Genomic DNA, 18,905 nt, shown 5'->3' on the forward strand with positions numbered 1-18,905 from the left:
TATATTCGATTTTCTATTACGAATAAACACACATATTAATCTGTACTGTTGGGAAGAGCTCTCAATTAACGTATAATTTAAATCACGTCAGTAACTAAAAGATTAATAAACATGATAAAAAAATGCCTTTTTCCTGCGGCTGGTTACGGAACTCGTTTCCTTCCTGCTACCAAATCTATGCCAAAAGAAATGATGCCAGTGGTGAACAAACCGCTCATTGAGTACGGAGTAGAAGAAGCGATCCAAGCCGGCATGAGCGATATGTGTATCGTAACAGGTCGTGGTAAGCACTCGTTGATGGATCACTTTGATAAAAACTATGAACTTGAGCACCAAATTATGGGCACCAGTAAAGAGTCTTTGTTGGATGATATCCGCGGCTTGATTGATTCTGCAAGCTACACCTATATTCGCCAGCGTGAGATGAAAGGCTTAGGTCACGCTATTTTGACGGGTCGTGAACTTGTTGGTGATGAACCATTTGCAGTAGTACTGGCTGATGATTTGTGTGTTAACGAACAGCAGGGCGTTTTGGCGCAAATGGTTGAATTGTACAAACAGTTCCGTTGCTCAATTGTTGCAGTGCAAGAAGTACCAGAATCAGAAACGCACAAATATGGTGTGATTTCTGGAGAGATGATCAAAGATGATATCTTCCGTATCGATGATATGGTTGAAAAACCTGAACCTGGCACTGCACCAAGTAATTTGGCGATCATTGGTCGTTATATCCTTACTCCTGATATATTTGAGCTGATTGAACAAACAGAGCCGGGTAAAGGTGGTGAAATCCAAATTACCGATGCATTACTAAAACAAGCAAAATCAGGCTGTGTTCTTGCGTATAAGTTTAAAGGTCAACGTTTTGATTGTGGTAGCGTAGAAGGGTACATTGAAGCAACTAACCATTGCTTTGAAACCTTCTATAAAAAAGCGCCAAGTGCAGAGCTAGCTAAAAAGCCAACCGTGAAAGTGATTGAAGAAACAGAAACAGAAACAGTTTAGTGGTTTTTGGATTGAAATAAGAAGGGCTAGTTACTTTTGTATCTAGTCCTTTTTTTGATTGTACGTACTTACTTAATGTCAAAATAACGACAATTAAAATTATTGATAATTACCAGCATAAGAGCGATACCTGAGTAGTTAAAACGACTTGAACTTCACGTATATCTTTAGCCTGATGTTAAGCATAAGCATAAGCATAAGCATAAGCATAAGTCTAAAGGCTTCTAAATGCATGCTGCCGTCGTATACAGGTTGGTTTTTCTCGTCGTGCCTAAATAAATTAAAGGGCTTTGACAGTAATTTATGTACAATTGAATGCTTAAAACCTGTTTTATCATCGGCAGGCTTCGTGGTGAAAAGTGATAAAAGGATAGGAAACGAACATGAAAATTTTAGTGACTGGTGGTACCGGTTATATTGGCAGTCATACTTGCATTCAAATGATTGAGGCAGGTATCACGCCCATTATTTTGGATAACCTCTACAACAGCAAAGAGATTGTGTTAGATCGTGTAAAACACGTCTCAGGTGTTAAACCCGCCTTCTATCAGGGTGACATTCGTGACTCGACCATTCTTCAAACTATTTTTGCTGAGCATGACATCGCGGGTGTCATTCACTTTGCAGGCCTTAAAGCGGTCGGGGAATCCGTCGAAAAACCGTTAATGTATTACGATAACAACGTCTCAGGGACATTGAACCTGGTGAGTGAGATGGATAAAGCTGGCGTGAAGAGCATTATTTTTAGCTCATCGGCAACGGTGTATGGTGATCCGGCTTCGGTGCCGATCCGCGAAGATTTCCCAACGTCAGCCACTAACCCTTACGGGCGCAGTAAGCTGATGGTGGAAGAGTGCCTAACGGATTTTCATAAAGCGAACCCAGAATGGAGCATAACGCTCCTTCGTTATTTTAACCCTGTTGGCGCGCATGAGTCGGGTTTACTTGGGGAAGATCCTCAAGGCATTCCCAATAACCTGTTGCCATTTGTCGCGCAAGTGGCGGTGGGCCGCCGCGATAAGCTTGGTGTGTTTGGTAATGATTACCCCACGCCAGACGGCACTGGTGTACGCGACTATATCCACGTGGTTGATTTGGCTGAAGGTCATTTAGCTGCGCTAAATAAGGTGGGTAGCCAGCAAGGTTTGCATGTCTTTAACTTAGGCACTGGTCAAGGTAACAGCGTGCTTGAAATGGTCGCGGCGTTTGAGCAAGCCTCACAACGCGCGGTGCCTTATCAGGTGTTGCCGCGTCGCGCAGGGGATATTGCGGAATGTTGGGCTGATCCAAGTTATGCTGAGCAAGTACTTGGCTGGAAAGCCACGCGATCACTGAAAACGATGGTCGAAGATACATGGCGTTGGCAATCGAAAAATCCTGAAGGATATCAATAATCGATCTGTCGTGAGTATCGATTGACGATCGTGAAAGGGTCGGTTAAAGCCGCCCCTTTTTGTTTGATGAATCATAGATCATGATGTCTGGAAATTTTTCGTTACCGTGAGCAATCATGACGTTCAATGCACTTACCAACTTACCAACTTACCAACTAACCAATTAATCACTAACCAATTAACCAGTAGAAATATTTATGTCAATGAATGACACATCGGTCGTCTTGCGTCCCTCTAGATGGCTTTCTCCACGTATGACATCGTTAATCACCAAGTTGGCTTTATTGTGTGTGTTGGTCGGTATTTTTTATTTATCGCTTACGCCGAATTACTCCGCCACAGTGATGAGCTTTGAGGGCGCTGATAAAATCAAACATGCGTTTGCGTATTTTGTATTAGGGCTTACGACTTTCGTTGCGCTTCCTCAGCGTTATTTTGTGATGACGTTAACCGGTTTTTGGGTCATGAGCGGAGGCATTGAGTTATTGCAAGGCACCCAAGTAGAGCGCCATGCGTCTTTTTACGATTGGCTTGCTAACCTCACGGGGTTAGGGCTCGCGTATGGGGTGTCTTTGGTGTACAAAAAACATCGCACGGCCTAACGTGCGTTGTGTGTCACGCTGATGAGTGGAACTTTATTTTCAAGGAAGCAGTGAACAGTAGGCAGATAATATCTACGAAAAGTTGTTCATCAAATGACATTTTTTTTCACATCCGATCCGCCTACCTGCGCCCTTTCTTGATCTTCCACTACAGTTTTGACTGTAAACTGTAGTAAAATTACGCTAATTTGTTTTTATACCGATTTATTTTGAATTGAACGAGGTCAGTCCTATGTCAGCTAAGAAGCCAATGGCTCTAGTGATCCTTGACGGTTACGGTTACCGTGAAGACAACCAAGACAACGCTATCGCGAACGCTAATACGCCTGTATTAGACGGTCTTATTGCTAACCAACCTAACACGCTAATCTCGGCTTCTGGCTTAGATGTAGGCCTACCTGATGGCCAAATGGGTAACTCAGAAGTGGGTCACACCAACATTGGTGCGGGTCGCGTGGTATACCAAGATTTAACGCGCATTACTAAATCAATCGCAGACGGCGAGTTCGCTCAAACTGAAGCGCTAGTGAATGCTGTTGATAAAGCGGTTAAAGCAGACAAAGCCGTGCACATCATGGGCCTTATGTCTCCAGGTGGCGTTCACTCTCATGAAGATCACATCTACGCAGCGGTTGAAATGGCAGCAGAGCGTGGCGCAGAGAAAATCTACCTACACGCTTTCCTCGACGGTCGTGATACACCGCCACGTAGCGCAGAAAATACATTAGCTCGCTTCCAAGAGTTGTTCGCTAAACTGGGCAAAGGCCGTGTGGCTTCGCTTATTGGTCGCTACTACGCAATGGACCGTGATAACAACTGGGATCGCGTTCAAGAGTCTTACGACCTGCTTACCGAAGCGAAAGGTGAATTCACGTTTGATACAGCGGTTGCTGGCCTAGAAGCAGCTTACGCTCGTGATGAAAACGATGAGTTTGTGAAAGCGACTGAAATCAAAGCGGAAGGCGAAGAATCAGCAGCTATCGTTGATGGTGATGCGGTTATCTTCATGAACTACCGTGCTGACCGTGCTCGTGAAATTACACGTGCGTTCGTGCCTAACTTCGACGGTTTTGAGCGTAATGTATTCCCAGCGATCGATTTCGTGATGCTGACTCAATACGCAGCCGACATCCCGCTTCTATGTGCATTCCCACCGGCTTCTCTAGAGAACACCTACGGTGAATGGCTATCGAAAGAAGGCAAAACGCAGCTACGTATCTCTGAAACAGAGAAATACGCGCACGTGACGTTCTTCTTCAACGGCGGTAAAGAAGACGAGTTTGAAGGCGAAGAGCGTCAGCTTGTTGCTTCTCCAAAAGTAGCAACGTACGACCTACAACCAGAAATGAGCGCGCCAGAGCTGACTGAAAAGCTTGTTGCAGCAATCAAAGGCGGCAAATACGACGCTATCGTTTGTAACTTCCCTAACTGTGACATGGTTGGCCACACTGGCGTTTACGATGCAGCGGTTAAAGCCGTAGAGTCGTTAGACGAATGTCTGGGCAAAGTGGTTGAAGCAATCAAAGAAGCCGATGGCCAACTGCTTATCACTGCTGACCACGGTAACGCGGAAATGATGGTAAACCCAGAAACGGGCGGCATCCACACGGCGCACACTAACCTACCAGTTCCACTTATCTATGTGGGCAGCAAAGACGTTGAGTTCAAAGAAGGCGGTAAGCTGTCTGACCTAGCACCAACGATGCTTTCTCTGTCTGGTGTTGATATCCCAGCAGAAATGTCAGGTGATATTTTAGTTAAGTAGTACTGTTTAAGATAAGCAGTGACTGTTTAAGTTAAGCAGATGTTTTTTAGATAAATAGCGACTTACTTTTCATCGAATACGAGAACGGCTGCACGCGAGTGTGGCCGTTTTTTTTGATTTTTCTGGACTCAATGTCAAGCTAGTAAAGCCAGTAAAACCAGTTTCTATCTGTTTACCTGTCTACCTATCTTCCATCCTGCTTCTATTTTATAGCCAATATGGCCGACATCCGCTCTTGATGAGTTTGAGCCTGATTCTAAGCATGAGCATCGAAGCGAAATGGATTCATTTCCTCATTGTTTATCAAATAAACAAAACCTTGCACATCTATTTTGTTAGTGCTAAATTTCCAACTCTTGAACGGTCGTTCAAGGTCTGATTTGATGAAGATAAATACGATAAACACTTGGAGTGTTTTTCTATTCAAGTTGTTCTATTTCTCTAATGGAAGTTAAAAATATGAATAAAAAGACGCTTATCATGACATTTTTTGTCGGGGTGATGGCTAGTATTGCCTTTATCTTGATTCAGCCTTTGTTTGGTATGTCGACATTGACATCTCGACACGCTGCTGCGTACGTGACGTTAGGTGGTTATGATCCAACGAGTGCACTGGTGTTGTCGTGGGTTGTGCATGTTGGCGTTTCATTGTGTTATGCCTTTCTTTCGAATCTTATTTTTATCTTCAATTCATCGTTTTCCGTTAACCTCATCCAAATCGCCGTATTGGGTTGGATAACCACGCTTATTGCAACGCCAGCCAATGAATGGGTGGTGAAACTTGTGACGACAAAACAGTTTCCGTCTATCAGTTCGTTATCTGCACTGAACACCGATGTCGGGCCAAAGTTATGGCTGCATATTTTGTTTTTTGTTCTTATCGTTGGTGGGTTATGGGTGGCGAAAAAACAACGTTTCGCTATGGCTGTTGCGAAGATTTAAAGGGCTGTCGCGAAGATTTAAAGAGCTGTCGCGAAGATTTTAAGAGCATTTAAACACGTATCTTGGTTTATTCGGCTATCTGTTTTTTTAAGATTTTTAGTTCGTTGTCTGCTGTTACTTGTTGTTTATCATTTTTCGCTCGCTGTTTACCATTTTTAACTCAAAGCTCAACAACCATTCTTTGCGGTTCATGCCGCCGGTGTAGCCGGTTAATGTTCCATTCGCGCCGATGACCCTATGGCAGGGAACAACAATACTAAATGGATTCTTGCCATTTGCGCCACCCACTGCTCTTACGGCTTTTGGGTTGTCCATTCTTCTTGCTTGCTCACCGTAACTGATGGTTTCGCCATAAGGAATCGTTGTTAAAGCTGTCCAAGCTTTAAGTTGAAAGTCAGTCCCTTTTGGCTGCAGTGGCAAATCAAAGCTTGTACGTTTGCCTGCGAAGTATTCATCTAACTGTTTCGTCGCCAGTTGGCAAAGCTCATCTGGATTGCTAGTCATTGGCTCTTCATGATTTACATGGTCAATTTCAATAAGCGACACACCATTACTCACAATGATCATCTTGCCAATTGGTGCGTCATAGAACATTTTGTAAATGGTGTCTTCCATGTCATCTTCCTTCTTCTAGTCTCTTTCTGCTCTCAAGCTCTTCGTATCTCGGTTACTCGAATCTCTCATCTGCTCTTACATCTTTTCGCATCTCGGTTACCCGAATCTCGCATCTGCTCTTATATCTTTTCGCATCTCGGTTACCCGAATCTCGCATCTGCTCTTACATCTTTTCGCATCTCGGTTACTCGAATCCCGCATCTGCTTTAGCTCTAACACGAAGTGCAAAGCAATACCCTGAAATACCACCCATGATGTTCCCCAAGGCTAAACCAATAAACAACCCTTCGACACCATCGATTTGGCTGCCGATCCAAGCAAAGGGCAAGGTAAATACAAACAAACGCATGAAGCTCCATTGAAAGGCTTTGAGTGGTTGATGCATGGCATTCATGCCGCTGATCAGCATCATCACAATACCTTGGAATCCATAGCTAAAGGGGACGACCAACAAGTAATGCCACAAAATGCCTCGTACGGATTCTTCTTGAGAGAACAGGGCGGCCAAAGGAATGCTCAGTGGCACCATCATTAAGAAAATCAAACCTTGGAACATCACAGCAAAACGCATACTCAGAAACAGTGCCTTAAAGCTGCGTTGAGGGTTGTTTGCGCCAAAGTTCTGCGCCATGAAAGGCGTAAGGGCAGAGGTCAGGGACATCAACACAATGATAAGAATGGATTCAATACGCTGGGCAGCACCATAAGCAGCAACGGCTTCGGTTCCCTGTTTGGCCAACATCATCATTATGATGGCACCTGCTAATGGATTGAGCGCGTTCGACAGCGCAGCAGGCGTGCCGATGGTGAGTATTTGATGCCAATCGCTAAGGATGCTTTTGATATTCGGTAAAGCCAGAAGCTTCTCTCGTTTAATCAAGATGTACAGCGAGCAGCACAGAGCACCAAACCAACTGAAGCCACTGGCAATCGCAGCACCTTGAATCCCTAATTCAGGGAAGGGGCCGTATCCAAAAATGAGCAAAGGGTCGAGAACGCCGTTGATTAATCCTGCCAGCATCATAATTTTAGCGGGCGTTTTGGTATCGCCACTGGCACGAATGGCACTGTTGCCTGCCATTGGGATCACTAATAGGGGAATGGTGACATACCAGATCAGCATGTACTCAGAAATCAGAGGCAGTAACTCCGCTTCGGCACCCAACAAGGTAAATAAAGGTTCGAGTGAGATAATGCCAACAGCGGAAGCGCAACAGACCAGAAGCAGCGCGAGTAATAATCCATGACAGGTAAACCTTGCTGCGTTTTGCGCGCAGCCTTGACCGAGTAAGCGCCCAATACATGTCGAAAGGCCGATGCCGATCCCCATGGTGATGCAGTTAATCGCAAAGGTGATTGGGAAGGTAAAGCTCACCGCAGCAAGGGCTTGTGTACCCAGTAATGAGATAAAGAAAGTATCGACGAGGTTAAACATCAAGATCGCCACCATACCGAATATGGTCGGTATGGTCATGGTACGCAATGTACTCTCAATTGGGGCGGTTAATAGCCCGTGCTTATCTTGCATGCAAAACGCCGATAGAAACCAAAAGCGTAGGATAAACAGATGCGGGCGGGAAGGGAAGAAAAGCAGATGCGGGATGTGAAAGAGCTGATACGAGTAAACGAGATTCGGGATGCGAAAGGCGAAAGGCGAAAACAAAGAAGGCGATTCTCTTGTCTTCCGCTCTTCGCTACTAGTTTACTCGCATCTGCTCTTACCTATTCTTATCTGCCCCTTAGATCACAATTTTTATCTTTTCCCCCTTGGGTTCTTCCACATCGCCCCAACATATTGGGTAACCCCATGCCAATCGTGGCAACTATCAAATTAAATGGAAATTATCAGGAGATCCGACCGATGAATATCCGTCCTCTACACGACCGAGTTATCGTTGAGCGCCAAGAAGTTGAATCTAAATCTGCTGGTGGCATCGTTCTAACTGGTTCTGCCGCTGAAAAATCAACGCGCGGTACTATTCTAGCTGTTGGCAAAGGCCGCATTTTAGAAAATGGTTCAGTACAACCATTGGACGTTAAAGTTGGCGATACTGTTATCTTTTCTGAAGGCTACGGCACTAAAACTGAAAAGATCGACGGCAAAGAAGTTCTGATCATGTCTGAAAACGACATCATGGCGATCGTTGAGTAATCCGCGCCACACATTGAACTGATTTAATAAAGAATTTTAAAGGAAATTAAGATGGCTGCTAAAGACGTTAAATTTGGTAACGACGCACGTATTAAAATGCTAGAAGGTGTAAACGTTCTGGCTGACGCAGTAAAAGTAACGCTAGGTCCTAAAGGCCGTAACGTTGTTCTAGACAAATCATTTGGCGCACCAACGATCACTAAAGATGGTGTTTCAGTTGCACGTGAAATCGAACTTGAAGACAAGTTCCAAAACATGGGCGCACAAATGGTTAAAGAAGTGGCTTCGCAAGCGAATGACGCGGCGGGCGACGGAACAACAACAGCAACAGTATTGGCTCAGTCGATTATTGCTGAAGGCCTAAAAGCCGTTGCTGCTGGCATGAACCCAATGGATCTTAAGCGCGGCATCGACAAGGCGGTTATCGCAGCTGTTGAAGAGCTGAAGAACCTTTCTGTTCCTTGTTCAGACACGAAAGCGATCGCGCAAGTCGGTACTATCTCTGCGAACTCTGATTCGACAGTAGGTAACATCATTGCTGAAGCGATGGAAAAAGTAGGTCGTGATGGCGTTATCACGGTTGAAGAAGGTCAGGCTCTACAAGACGAGCTAGACGTAGTTGAAGGTATGCAGTTCGACCGCGGTTACCTATCTCCTTACTTCATCAACAACCAAGAAGCCGGTTCTGTTGATCTAGATAGCCCGTTCATTCTTCTAATCGACAAGAAAGTTTCGAACATCCGTGAACTTCTTCCGACTCTAGAAGCAGTTGCTAAGGCATCTCGTCCACTTCTTATCATCGCTGAAGATGTAGAAGGCGAAGCGCTAGCAACTCTTGTTGTGAACAACATGCGTGGCATCGTGAAAGTGGCTGCAGTTAAAGCACCTGGTTTCGGCGACCGTCGTAAATCTATGCTGCAAGACATCGCTATCCTAACGGGCGGCACGGTTATCTCTGAAGAGATCGGCCTAGACCTTGAGAAAGTAACGCTAGAAGACCTAGGTCAAGCTAAGCGCATTACGATCACTAAAGAAAACTCAACCATCATCGATGGTGCGGGTGATGAAGTGATGATCAAAGGTCGTGTTTCTCAAATTCGTCAACAAATCGAAGATGCAACGTCTGACTACGACAAAGAGAAACTTCAAGAGCGCGTAGCTAAGCTAGCTGGCGGTGTTGCAGTAATCAAAGTTGGCGCAGCAACTGAAGTTGAGATGAAAGAGAAGAAAGACCGCGTAGAAGATGCACTTCACGCAACTCGCGCTGCAGTTGAAGAAGGTGTGGTTGCTGGTGGTGGTGTTGCACTTATCCGCGCTGCGTCTAAAGTTGCTGGCCTTGAAGGCGACAACGAAGAGCAAAACGTAGGTATCCGCGTTGCACTACGTGCAATGGAAGCGCCTATCCGTCAAATCACGACGAATGCTGGTGATGAAGAATCTGTTGTTGCTAACAACGTTCGCGCTGGCGAAGGTAACTACGGTTACAACGCAGCTACTGGCGAATACGGCGACATGATTGCTATGGGTATCCTAGATCCAACTAAGGTAACTCGCAGCGCACTTCAGTTCGCAGCATCAGTTGCTGGTCTTATGATCACAACAGAAGCGATGATCACTGATAAGCCACAAGACTCTGGCCCTGCAATGCCTGATATGGGTGGCATGGGCGGTATGGGTGGCATGGGCGGCATGATGTAATCATCCCCCTGACTTAACCCTATAAAGTCTGAAAAGCCCCGTAAACTTAGTGTTTACGGGGCTTTTTTAGTTTTTACTGCCTAAGACATTCAACAAATAAGACATCCAACAAAACTTCACAACTCTATTCGATATATCAACCACGGTTCGGATCCTTTCGTTGCCTTTAATAACAAGGTTTCAGTTCCAAAATTTATGGTCATTCAAGGTTTAGACTTAAGCTCTGTCATTAACCGAACAGCCGATTAAATGGTGTCTATCTTACGTTGAGTTAACACGGAGCAACCTGCTTGCGGGCTTATCACATCGTGAATGTATCTATCGCTAATTTTTTTGATTACTGTTGAATATTAGAAAGATTCATTACCGTGCTCGAAATATTCTCTGCACCGTTATGGATCTCACCATAACGATCGAGGCTTCGGTGATTTTGGCATAGCCTTCTTTCGTAATTGACGACATTTCAGCCATCATGGTGGTCACTTCGTTGATAAATTTCTGGTTTGCTTCTACAACGTTGATTATCTCATTGGTCGAATCTGACGTTCGGGACGCGAGTTGTCCCTTTTATCATTCTTGTAAACCTGCAATGAACCTCGTTTTTATTTTAAAGCATTGTTTGAATTTTGGTACTCTCAGCAATAGTGTGCGAAATAAATTCATCGACGATACGGCTTTTGTTGTATTTACGGAAATAGGCCGTTAAAGGTAATTGAATGTCGATTTGGTTGATTGGCCTGCACACGCAACTGTCATCGGCGATAAATTTAATGCACCGAGGGGCGATGGAGATACCTAACCCTGAAGAGATGGTCGTAACCAAGTGACGCATATTCATTGGGTTTCCAACGACATTGGGCGCAAAACCGTTTTCCCTGCAAACCCGAATGATTCTCTCATAAACACCTAACCATTCATTGCGATGAAATAGATGAAGGCTTTCATTTTGGAGATCTTCAATGTCGATGCATTTTTTAGCCGCGAGAGAATGATTTTGGGGTAGGAGTGCAGTCAAACTGTCTTCGTAGACAAGATAAGAAGAAAAATAACTTTCGTCTAAATGATGGCTTTCACGACTGAAAACGATATCAACTTTATTGTCGACCATGGCCTCAATTTGCTCAGCAGGTGTCATTTCATACAGACGCAATTGGGCATTGGTGTACCTAGCGCGAAATCGGTTAATCAGTTCCGGAAGGAAAAAAGTGCACGCCGTAGCAAGATATCCGACTTTAATTTCTTGATGTTCATCAGTATCTATTTGCTTGATTACGGACTTTACTCGTTGATCATTCTCGATGATGTGTAGGGCTTCTGGCAGTAATCGTTCCCCTGATGGGGTCAGATCCACCTGATGGGTCGTGCGATCAAACAGCTTTGTTTGCAGTTCATTTTCTAGATCAGAAATATGACGAGACACGGTCGGCTGTACCGTGTGAAGTTCTCTAGCGGCTGCTGTGAAGTTCTTCAAACGCGCAACTGTGACAAAAGTAGTGAGTGTTTTCAGATCCATTGAGTGCCTATTTTTTGTTTGTATTATTGTTATACATTAATGCTATTTCCAACTTTGTTTAAGTCCGTTTAGTTTTGTTTATGGTGTAAGTCTCAGTTGTTTCTAAAACATGTCGATTAGAGCGTGTCGAACTGCATGAGATGTGCTTACTAACTCCCTACAAAACAGGAAACAAAAAATGGACATCGATGTAATCATAGTTTTAGGGTACTTCGCCTTCCTTATCGGGTTGGGTTGGGTGTTTCGTTCAGCCGCAGCGAACACGAGCGAGTACTTTCGTGGTGGTGGTAAGATGCTTTGGTGGATGGTCGGTTCTAGTGCCTTCATGATGGCGCTGAGTGCCATGACATTCACAGGTCTGATGGGTAAAGCACTGACCAGTGGTATGTCAGTTGCGATTGTTTTTTTCGCTAACGCTCTTGGATATTTTGTCAACTACCTTTTCTTTGCGGCGAAAGCCCGCCAAATGCGCGTGATCAGCCCGATCCAAGGTGTACGTTTACGTCTTGGGCGTGTCAATGAGCAAGTCTTTACATGGGCTAACGTTCCCCTAAGTGTGCTGCAAGCTGCGATTTGGCTGAATGGTTTAGCCGTTTTCACTAGTGCCGTAATTGGCGTCCCTTTAGAACAGACCATCGTAGGTGCGGGGCTGGTTGTTCTATTTATTTCTTTGGTTGGTGGCAGTTGGGCGGTTATCGCTTCTGACTTTATGCAGATGATAATCATCACCGTCATGACCTTTATTGCTGCGATGGTTGCTATCTGGAAATCAGGTGGTGTTGGTAACTTACTTGAAGTGGGCTTACCGACACAACAACTCATCGGCGATGGCTACAGTTATTCATACCTATTTGTTGGTTGGTTTATCTGTATTTTTGTTAAGCAGTTTTTCAGTACCAACAACATGGTGGACTCTTATCGATTTATTGCATCAAAAGACACGAAGAATGCTCGGAAAGCAGCGCTGTTAGCATGTGGTTTGATGATCATTGGCCCTTTGATGTGGTTCCTACCTGCTTGGTTTGTCGCAGGAAATTATCCTGATACCAGCACTTGGGGACTTGAAGGTTTAGGCAGCAAAGTCGCAGACGCAACTTACTACATGTTCGTTAAGAACGAGATGCCAGTTGGTATGGTTGGGTTGATGTTGGCAGCCATGTTCGCCGCGACAATGTCATCAATGGACTCTGCACTAAACCGTAACGCAGGGATCATCTTAAAAAGCGTGTACGAACCTTATTTCTGTAAAGAGGCAACAGAAGCTAAATTAATGAGTGCGAGCCGAGTGCTTACCGCTGCATTCGGAATCATCATTATCATTTCTGCCCTGTTCCTCACTTCTTTGAAGCAGTTTGGTCTTTTTGACCTCATGATGCTTGTTGGCACCTTGGTTGGGTTCCCAGTCCTTATTCCATCTATTATGTGTTTCTTCATCAGAAAAACACCAGATTGGGCCGGATGGGGCACTATCTTAGTCGGTATGGTGGTGTCATCTATTATTGCGTTTTTCATCACTCCAGAGGTGATGCAAGGCATTCTTGGGATTGACCAACCGTTATCTGCTCGTGAGTTTGCGGAAATGAAATCAGTGACGCTTGGCGTGGTTGGCCATATGTCAATTACTTTGCCGTTCTTTGTTCTCTCCCAGTTCTTCTATAAAGGGCACACTCCTGAGCGAGAAGTTGAAGTTAATCGTTTCTTTAGCAATGTTGATACTGAAGTCGTGGTGGAAGACAACGCTACGAGCATCGCAATGGACAACAAACAGCGCGATATGCTTGGAAAAATGCTGCTGGTTGCCGCGGTGTTCCTCTCTATGTTGGTTCTTATTCCGAATCCAATGTGGGGGCGCATGTTGTTTATGATTGTTGCTCTGATCATCGGTGGTATTGGTGGTCTACTTCTACTTGCTTCAAAAAGAGCCAGCCGCTCAATAAAGTCCATATCTATAACAAATAATGTTTAATCAAAATGGGCTGAATTCGTTCAGCCCAAGGATCTCACTATGTCAGTACAAGAAAAGTTTGGTGGCGAACTCTCCGATGAAGAGTTTCGCAAATTCACCTTATATACCACTCAAAGCAACAACAAACAGGACGATGAAGCACGAGCTCAAATTCTTGGTTTCACGAATGAAAACGTGCGTATTGCGCCGGGTGCCATCGTTCGCATTGGAGACAATCAATTAGGTCCACGTAGCTATGTTGGTTTGTACAGCTACATCAACGGTGATGTCGTCATTGGTGAAGATGTCGCGATTGGTCCTCACGTTTCTATTGTTGCGGGTAACCATGTGTTTGACCCAATGACGAATTGTTTTAGTGGACGAAGTTGTTGGGAGAAGGGGAGCGTTGTCATTCAAAGAGGCGTCTGGCTTACCTCTGGTGTCGTTATTACACCAGGAACGACGGTCGGTGAGTGCGCGCTTATCTGTGCCAATTCCGTGGTTACATCAGATGTTCTCCCTTATGCGATAGTCGCTGGCACACCAGCTAAACAAATTGGTCGGATTGACCCTGAGTCAGGCCAATATCACTGGTTTAATAAGGAGTAATTAATCCATGTTAACCCTAACAAGAAAACATGACTTTCAGTTATTCACTTCACCAACAAAGCATACTGTCGTGGTAAATCCACCCAGTTTTAACTGGCCTCATGAGCGTTATGAGGCGTTGTATTGTCTTGAGTTAGAGGCTGTAGACCATAAAAAATCATGGCATTGGGAGCGTATTCAGTCTCCTATGCAGCTGGACTTTTCCCTTGAACAGGGCAACTACCGTTGGCGAGTAAGATGTGAACAAAGTGGGGGATTATCTCTTTGGCACGAGTTCTCTATTGATGCGGAGACAGAGGGATATTTAGCCCCATCGGCGAAAGAGCTGTTTGCTTTATGTGAAGAGCATGATCAGTTCTTACTGTATTTCGACATTGATATCCCAACTATACAAAAGTCGGTTTCAGAGTTTCGAGCGAAATTTTCTGCAAGTGTTGAATGCATTGATATTGAAGCGATCCAATACCCTAATCACTATCGCAGAGGGCAGGAAGAAGGGAAGCGTACAGCCATTGCAAATGTGCGTAACTGGATTGACCGTGATTTGATTGCCTTAACGTTACTCTATCGAGTTTGGGGTGACGATACTGCTGGTCATCAAGCTTGTCAGGTGTTATTGCGCCTTGCTGAGTGGAGCCCAGAGGGACCCGCTTCTTTGCTTCGCCCATGTACTTGGGGAGATGAGGTCGGTTTGTCTTTAGCAAGGAACTTATATCTCGCTTACCACTGGCTGTCGCCTTTATTGACAGAGGAAGAACGTGATTTTGTTCGTCCATTATTGGTTCGCTTAGCGTTTCAAATGGAAGAAAGGCTAGAACAAGACCAGTTTAAGCAGTTTCCGGGGCATTCTCATACATCAAGGCTTCCAGCTTACTTAGGTATTGCCGCCCTTACTTTGCATAAAGAGTTTGATATCACCACGTGTGAACGTTGGTTGGACTACGCATTGACGATTTATCGAGGTGTTTTGCCATTTTATGGAGGCGAAGATGGAAGTTGGGTTGAAGGGCCTTTTTATTCGTCGTCTTATACCAAGTGGCATCATCCGTTCTTTTTGGCTGTGGAGCGTTTGAGTGGATTCTCTTTCTATAATCATCCGTTTTACAAAAACTATGTCAAATTTGCAATGGACTTTGTGGCGACTCAAGAACGTATTCACCCGTTTGGTGACGGCTTTTGGTGTCAACGAGAAGGCAAAGAGTGGCCCGGGTTCTTCGCTCAAAATCCACTACGTATTTACGCACAACGCTACGGTGATCAGGCCGCCCGTAGTTTGGATAAAGTGCTAGAAGATGAAGTCCAGTCTTACAAATTGCATCTATTAGATGTTGTGCCAACCATACCGCAGTTGAGCCATCGTGAGGTGACGGATGGCGTCGACGAGTATTCAAATGACTTAGCGCATATTTATTACTCATACGCTGGCCTGGGCAAGCTGTCGAAAAACAAGATGGCTCTGTATTACCGCGCGAGTCAATTTGGCAACAGCTCACACCGTCATGCCGACCAAGGTAACTTTGCTTTCGTTGATCAGGGCCAAAATATCTTAACCCCAAGTGGCAGTTATGGTTATCGATTTGGTAGCCAACATCACAGCTTGTGGACTCGAACCACTCAAGCGCACAACTTGCCTTTGATTGCTGGAATGGGGCAAAAGTTGGATTGTCCTTCAGGTGTTGCTCAATTGATCAAACAGAAAAACGACGCGGATTTCAACTACGTTGTTCTTGATTTAACCGAGGCTTACGTGGGCTGCAAACATTATTGGCGAACGCTTGTTCAAGTAGCAGATAAAGGTGTGGTGATTTTTGACGACATCGAGCTAACTGAAGCGAGAGAGCTCCAATGGCGTTTGCACACTCCGAGTGACGTCAAGCTTGGAGCTGATAAGGTTCGACTTCTTCAAGGCAATCTTGAGTACTGCCTTCAGCTTATTGGAGAAGATATGGGGAGCCCAAGGTTCGTTCCAGAAATCAATGATGCTAGTGACTTTTATGGTGACGTTGAATCGGATGCTCAGAAGCAAATCAACCATCTAGAGTGGCAGTTACCAGCACGTTTTAACCACCGTGTACTGATGAGTTGTGTAAAGGAGGTGAACTTGAGCTGTCATCTAAATGAAGAGGGGGCAGTTATCGATTGGGACGGTGTGCTTCTTCATCTCGGAGTCAAAGAGTGTCTTCTTCAACCGCAGTGATACACCAAACCCGCTGCAATGCTATCGCGGTGGGTTTTCAACATAACAATAAAGAGAAACAACAATGAATATTACTTCTAAAACCCTACTGGCGTTGACCATTTCGGCTATCTCTTCTCATGCGATGGCGCAACTTGATCCAAGCAAAGCACCGTCTGAAAATTTTGATTTGTCCAAATGGAAAATAGTAATTCCGATGGAAGACACAAAACCTGAGCGTAAAGGTAAAGTGATGGAAATCTCCAAAGCTGAGTTGAATGAAGGCTACCAACATGCACCGTGGTTTTATACCGACAAAGAAAGTGGCGCAATGGTGTTTGCGGCTCCGAATAAAGCGATGACGACACCGAATTCGAGTAATGCTCGCTCTGAGCTTCATGCTTTAATCTCAGATAATGCATCGATTGGTCCTTATGAACCTGCGAACAATTTTGTCCTTGCATCACATCCTGATGCTGATGAGTTTGGTGCCATTGGTGGAAAAATGAATGCGACTCTTGCTGTCGACCATGTAAGCCAAAGTGGTGACCATCGTCATAATGACTCTTTCTCTGTTGTTATTGGACAGATTCATGCAGGGACGAATGAACCTCTTAAAATTTTCTACCGTAAGTTGCCTGATCAAGAGTATGGTTCGGTATTTTGGAATTATGAAAATAACGCATTAGGCGATGATTACCATCGTCGTTTGGATATTTCTCACAACGTTTTTGGCAAGGCTAAAATTAGATTTGGTGAGCCAGAACCCACTGACGGTATCAAACTCGGGGAGAAATTTTCCTACGAGATCCAAGTTGATGGTGATGTTATGTATCTCGAGTTCACGAAAAACTTGGAGAGCAAAATGCCAATCACTCGTTCTTTTGCGATTGACTTAGCGAAGGGGCACTACCTTGGTAATAAGTACGATGCTGGATATAAAAATGAATGGTTCTTCTTTAAAGCCGGTGCATATAATCAATGTAGTACGGGTGTTGTTCGTTGTAAAAACGAAGGTATTGAGGCTGGAGATTATACTCAGGTTAGTTTCTACCGACTCGATATTAAACACTAGATTTTTAATTTGACAAAGACATGAATGCTGCATTAAAGGTGTTTAACTGTTTTTTAGGAGAACTTAACCTTCCGAAATTACCTAGTGATATATGGTACTCCGTTTCTGATAGTATAAAAGAGATTGATATTGTGACATTCTTCTAAGTGTAACCATAAAGCTATATATTGCCGATGATTCAATCATTTGATGATAGGTGAGGGTACAATGAAGGGTGTTGTTGTCATGCTTTGTTTTAATTTCCGTTCAAAGTAATAGCTTAGGTTGTTATGGGCGGCATGATGTAATCATCCCCCTTTCTCGTAACAGAGAAAGCCATACATAAGCTTTAGAAAACGGAGACCTCGGTCTCCGTTTTGTTTTGCTCGTTATAATTGGATTCGTTGTTAAACTGAGATTCCAGATACTTCGTTCCTCAGTTCAGGAATGACAGTTGTTACTGTTTAAGTTATTTTGTGTTTCGTCATTCCCTACAGCGAGGCACGAGCGTGATAGGGAATCTTTACAACCTTCAAATAGAAACATGGGCCTAGATCGCTACTCTTACCTCTCACCGTATCCCTTTCTTTATATTGCTCTTTATGATTTAGCGTCTTATATTCAACAGTACAGTTATGACATTGGTCTAACATGGATAGCTGTTGAATAAAGGATAATAAATGCTTGATTGAAAATGGATTAATCAAGTCAACAATAAGTCAGTGGAGACTCCCCAATGAAAAAATTACTTTCAGTACTTGCTGTGTCTGCAGCAGTAATGGCACCGGCGGCATTTGCTTCTTCGCCTGTTATGTTTTCAACGATCAACGGCTTCAATGCTCCGGATTCAGATGCGGTTGGCGGTGTACGTGTTGCGTTGCTTCATGGGCAAGTGAATGACGTTAAAGGTGTCGACCTTGCTATTATTGGTATGTCAGAAACACAAACCACGACGGGTGTGAACCTGGGTATTTTTGGCGCGCACAAAGTAAACCAAGAAATGACAGGTGCTTCTTTGGGTATATTCAACTGGAACCCAGGAAAAACAACGGGTCTTAACCTAGGTGCTGTGAACATCACTAATGATGTGAAAGGCGCGAACGTGAGTTTTGTTAACTATTCTGAAGGCGACACTTTGGTTGATGTTGGTGCGGCGAACCTTTCAGAAGTGTCGACGGTTCAGGTTGGTATCTTCAACAAAACAACGAAGATTGAAGGCGTGCAAATTGGCTTGATCAACTGTGCTGATAACGGTTTCTTCCCGTGCTTCCCGATTGTAAACTTTGCTAAGTAAATTGTAGTGAGCCTTTCAACTCCCTATTGGCGAGTTGCTTTTTTTAGTAAGGCTTAAAGCTTTCAATGTTTAAACCTATTAACGCCTAAGCCCTTGAGCTTAGGCGTCATTGCTTCCCATTCCATTCCTAACGCACATATC

At 44.4% G+C, this 18,905-nt stretch carries 15 protein-coding genes; 12 read left to right on the plus strand and 3 right to left on the minus strand.

Annotated features, from left to right (window positions below):
- Nucleotides 1-111 precede the first annotated feature (111 nt).
- The 5 genes from galU to L3V36_RS19655 all read left to right on the plus strand — a co-directional run bounded on the left by galU (nt 112) and on the right by L3V36_RS19655 (nt 5,708).
- Nucleotides 112-1,005: a UTP--glucose-1-phosphate uridylyltransferase GalU gene (galU, locus tag L3V36_RS19635; RefSeq protein ID WP_208775582.1), complete on the plus strand. Its 894-nt coding sequence runs from the start codon at nt 112-114 to the stop codon at nt 1,003-1,005.
- A 383-nt stretch (nt 1,006-1,388) separates the two neighbouring features.
- Entirely contained in the window at nt 1,389-2,399 is a 1,011-nt protein-coding gene (gene galE / locus L3V36_RS19640; RefSeq protein WP_208775583.1) for a UDP-glucose 4-epimerase GalE, read from the plus strand.
- Between the two features lie 197 nt (nt 2,400-2,596).
- On the plus strand, nt 2,597-3,001 hold the full coding sequence (locus L3V36_RS19645) for a hypothetical protein (RefSeq protein ID WP_208775586.1): 405 nt from the start codon (nt 2,597-2,599) through the stop codon (nt 2,999-3,001).
- Between the two features lie 232 nt (nt 3,002-3,233).
- Nucleotides 3,234-4,766: a 2,3-bisphosphoglycerate-independent phosphoglycerate mutase gene (gene gpmM, locus L3V36_RS19650; protein ID WP_061023849.1), complete on the plus strand. Its 1,533-nt coding sequence runs from the start codon at nt 3,234-3,236 to the stop codon at nt 4,764-4,766.
- 459 nt (nt 4,767-5,225) lie between these two features.
- Nucleotides 5,226-5,708, plus strand: a complete 483-nt coding sequence (locus L3V36_RS19655) for a hypothetical protein (protein ID WP_208775588.1) — start codon at nt 5,226-5,228, stop codon at nt 5,706-5,708.
- A 114-nt stretch (nt 5,709-5,822) separates the two neighbouring features.
- Here L3V36_RS19655 and L3V36_RS19660 read toward each other — a convergent pair whose 3' ends face one another.
- Both L3V36_RS19660 and L3V36_RS19665 read right to left on the minus strand, forming a co-directional pair.
- Nucleotides 5,823-6,323 carry a methylated-DNA--[protein]-cysteine S-methyltransferase gene (locus L3V36_RS19660; RefSeq protein WP_208775590.1) on the minus strand — a complete coding sequence of 167 codons (501 nt, stop codon included), beginning with the start codon at nt 6,321-6,323 and terminating at the stop codon, nt 5,823-5,825.
- A gap of 184 nt (nt 6,324-6,507) precedes the next feature.
- Complete coding sequence (locus tag L3V36_RS19665) at nt 6,508-7,851, minus strand: MATE family efflux transporter (RefSeq protein ID WP_102498352.1); 1,344 nt, start codon at nt 7,849-7,851, stop codon at nt 6,508-6,510.
- A 333-nt stretch (nt 7,852-8,184) separates the two neighbouring features.
- On the opposite strand from L3V36_RS19665, the gene L3V36_RS19670 reads away from it, so the two are divergent.
- Nucleotides 8,185-8,475 (plus strand): co-chaperone GroES, encoded by a 291-nt coding sequence (locus L3V36_RS19670; protein WP_004733324.1) that lies wholly within the window; start codon nt 8,185-8,187, stop codon nt 8,473-8,475.
- Between the two features lie 51 nt (nt 8,476-8,526).
- Nucleotides 8,527-10,173: a chaperonin GroEL gene (gene groL / locus L3V36_RS19675; RefSeq protein ID WP_065606565.1), complete on the plus strand. Its 1,647-nt coding sequence runs from the start codon at nt 8,527-8,529 to the stop codon at nt 10,171-10,173.
- 607 nt (nt 10,174-10,780) lie between these two features.
- Here groL and L3V36_RS19680 read toward each other — a convergent pair.
- Nucleotides 10,781-11,686 (minus strand): LysR family transcriptional regulator, encoded by a 906-nt coding sequence (locus L3V36_RS19680; protein WP_108091922.1) that lies wholly within the window; start codon nt 11,684-11,686, stop codon nt 10,781-10,783.
- A gap of 178 nt (nt 11,687-11,864) precedes the next feature.
- Here L3V36_RS19680 and L3V36_RS19685 point away from each other — a divergent pair, with 178 nt between their 5' ends.
- The 5 genes from L3V36_RS19685 (at nt 11,865) to L3V36_RS19705 (ending at nt 18,764) form a co-directional block, all read left to right on the plus strand.
- On the plus strand, nt 11,865-13,652 hold the full coding sequence (locus L3V36_RS19685; RefSeq protein WP_102453417.1) for a transporter: 1,788 nt from the start codon (nt 11,865-11,867) through the stop codon (nt 13,650-13,652).
- 39 nt (nt 13,653-13,691) lie between these two features.
- Entirely contained in the window at nt 13,692-14,240 is a 549-nt protein-coding gene (locus L3V36_RS19690; protein ID WP_102453416.1) for an acyltransferase, read from the plus strand.
- A 7-nt stretch (nt 14,241-14,247) separates the two neighbouring features.
- Nucleotides 14,248-16,437: a heparinase II/III family protein gene (locus L3V36_RS19695; RefSeq protein ID WP_102453415.1), complete on the plus strand. Its 2,190-nt coding sequence runs from the start codon at nt 14,248-14,250 to the stop codon at nt 16,435-16,437.
- A gap of 64 nt (nt 16,438-16,501) precedes the next feature.
- The gene (locus L3V36_RS19700) at nt 16,502-17,491 is read left to right on the plus strand and encodes a polysaccharide lyase family 7 protein (protein WP_181258326.1); all 990 of its coding nucleotides are present in this window, start codon (nt 16,502-16,504) and stop codon (nt 17,489-17,491) included.
- A gap of 715 nt (nt 17,492-18,206) precedes the next feature.
- A complete protein-coding gene (locus tag L3V36_RS19705; protein ID WP_017076345.1) occupies nt 18,207-18,764 on the plus strand; it encodes a hypothetical protein in 558 nt (185 codons plus the stop codon).
- Nucleotides 18,765-18,905: the final 141 nt, after the last annotated feature.

Origin of the sequence: Vibrio sp. G-C-1 (assembly GCF_021728015.1) — a bacterium.
GTDB classification, from domain to species: Bacteria; Pseudomonadota; Gammaproteobacteria; order Enterobacterales; family Vibrionaceae; genus Vibrio; species Vibrio splendidus.

What these genes read in the sequence shown, in the direction of transcription:
- L3V36_RS19665 (WP_102498352.1), bottom strand. Translation starts at nt 7,851, where the DNA reads ATGCAAGATAAGCACGGGCTATTAACCGCCCCAATTGAGAGTACATTG.
- L3V36_RS19685 (WP_102453417.1), top strand. Translation starts at nt 11,865, where the DNA reads ATGGACATCGATGTAATCATAGTTTTAGGGTACTTCGCCTTCCTTATC.
- L3V36_RS19655 (WP_208775588.1), top strand. Translation starts at nt 5,226, where the DNA reads ATGAATAAAAAGACGCTTATCATGACATTTTTTGTCGGGGTGATGGCT.
- groL (WP_065606565.1), top strand. Translation starts at nt 8,527, where the DNA reads ATGGCTGCTAAAGACGTTAAATTTGGTAACGACGCACGTATTAAAATG.
- galU (WP_208775582.1), top strand. Translation starts at nt 112, where the DNA reads ATGATAAAAAAATGCCTTTTTCCTGCGGCTGGTTACGGAACTCGTTTC.
- L3V36_RS19680 (WP_108091922.1), bottom strand. Translation starts at nt 11,686, where the DNA reads ATGGATCTGAAAACACTCACTACTTTTGTCACAGTTGCGCGTTTGAAG.
- L3V36_RS19660 (WP_208775590.1), bottom strand. Translation starts at nt 6,323, where the DNA reads ATGGAAGACACCATTTACAAAATGTTCTATGACGCACCAATTGGCAAG.
- L3V36_RS19700 (WP_181258326.1), top strand. Translation starts at nt 16,502, where the DNA reads ATGAATATTACTTCTAAAACCCTACTGGCGTTGACCATTTCGGCTATC.
- L3V36_RS19670 (WP_004733324.1), top strand. Translation starts at nt 8,185, where the DNA reads ATGAATATCCGTCCTCTACACGACCGAGTTATCGTTGAGCGCCAAGAA.
- galE (WP_208775583.1), top strand. Translation starts at nt 1,389, where the DNA reads ATGAAAATTTTAGTGACTGGTGGTACCGGTTATATTGGCAGTCATACT.
- L3V36_RS19705 (WP_017076345.1), top strand. Translation starts at nt 18,207, where the DNA reads ATGAAAAAATTACTTTCAGTACTTGCTGTGTCTGCAGCAGTAATGGCA.
- gpmM (WP_061023849.1), top strand. Translation starts at nt 3,234, where the DNA reads ATGTCAGCTAAGAAGCCAATGGCTCTAGTGATCCTTGACGGTTACGGT.
- L3V36_RS19695 (WP_102453415.1), top strand. Translation starts at nt 14,248, where the DNA reads ATGTTAACCCTAACAAGAAAACATGACTTTCAGTTATTCACTTCACCA.
- L3V36_RS19645 (WP_208775586.1), top strand. Translation starts at nt 2,597, where the DNA reads ATGTCAATGAATGACACATCGGTCGTCTTGCGTCCCTCTAGATGGCTT.
- L3V36_RS19690 (WP_102453416.1), top strand. Translation starts at nt 13,692, where the DNA reads ATGTCAGTACAAGAAAAGTTTGGTGGCGAACTCTCCGATGAAGAGTTT.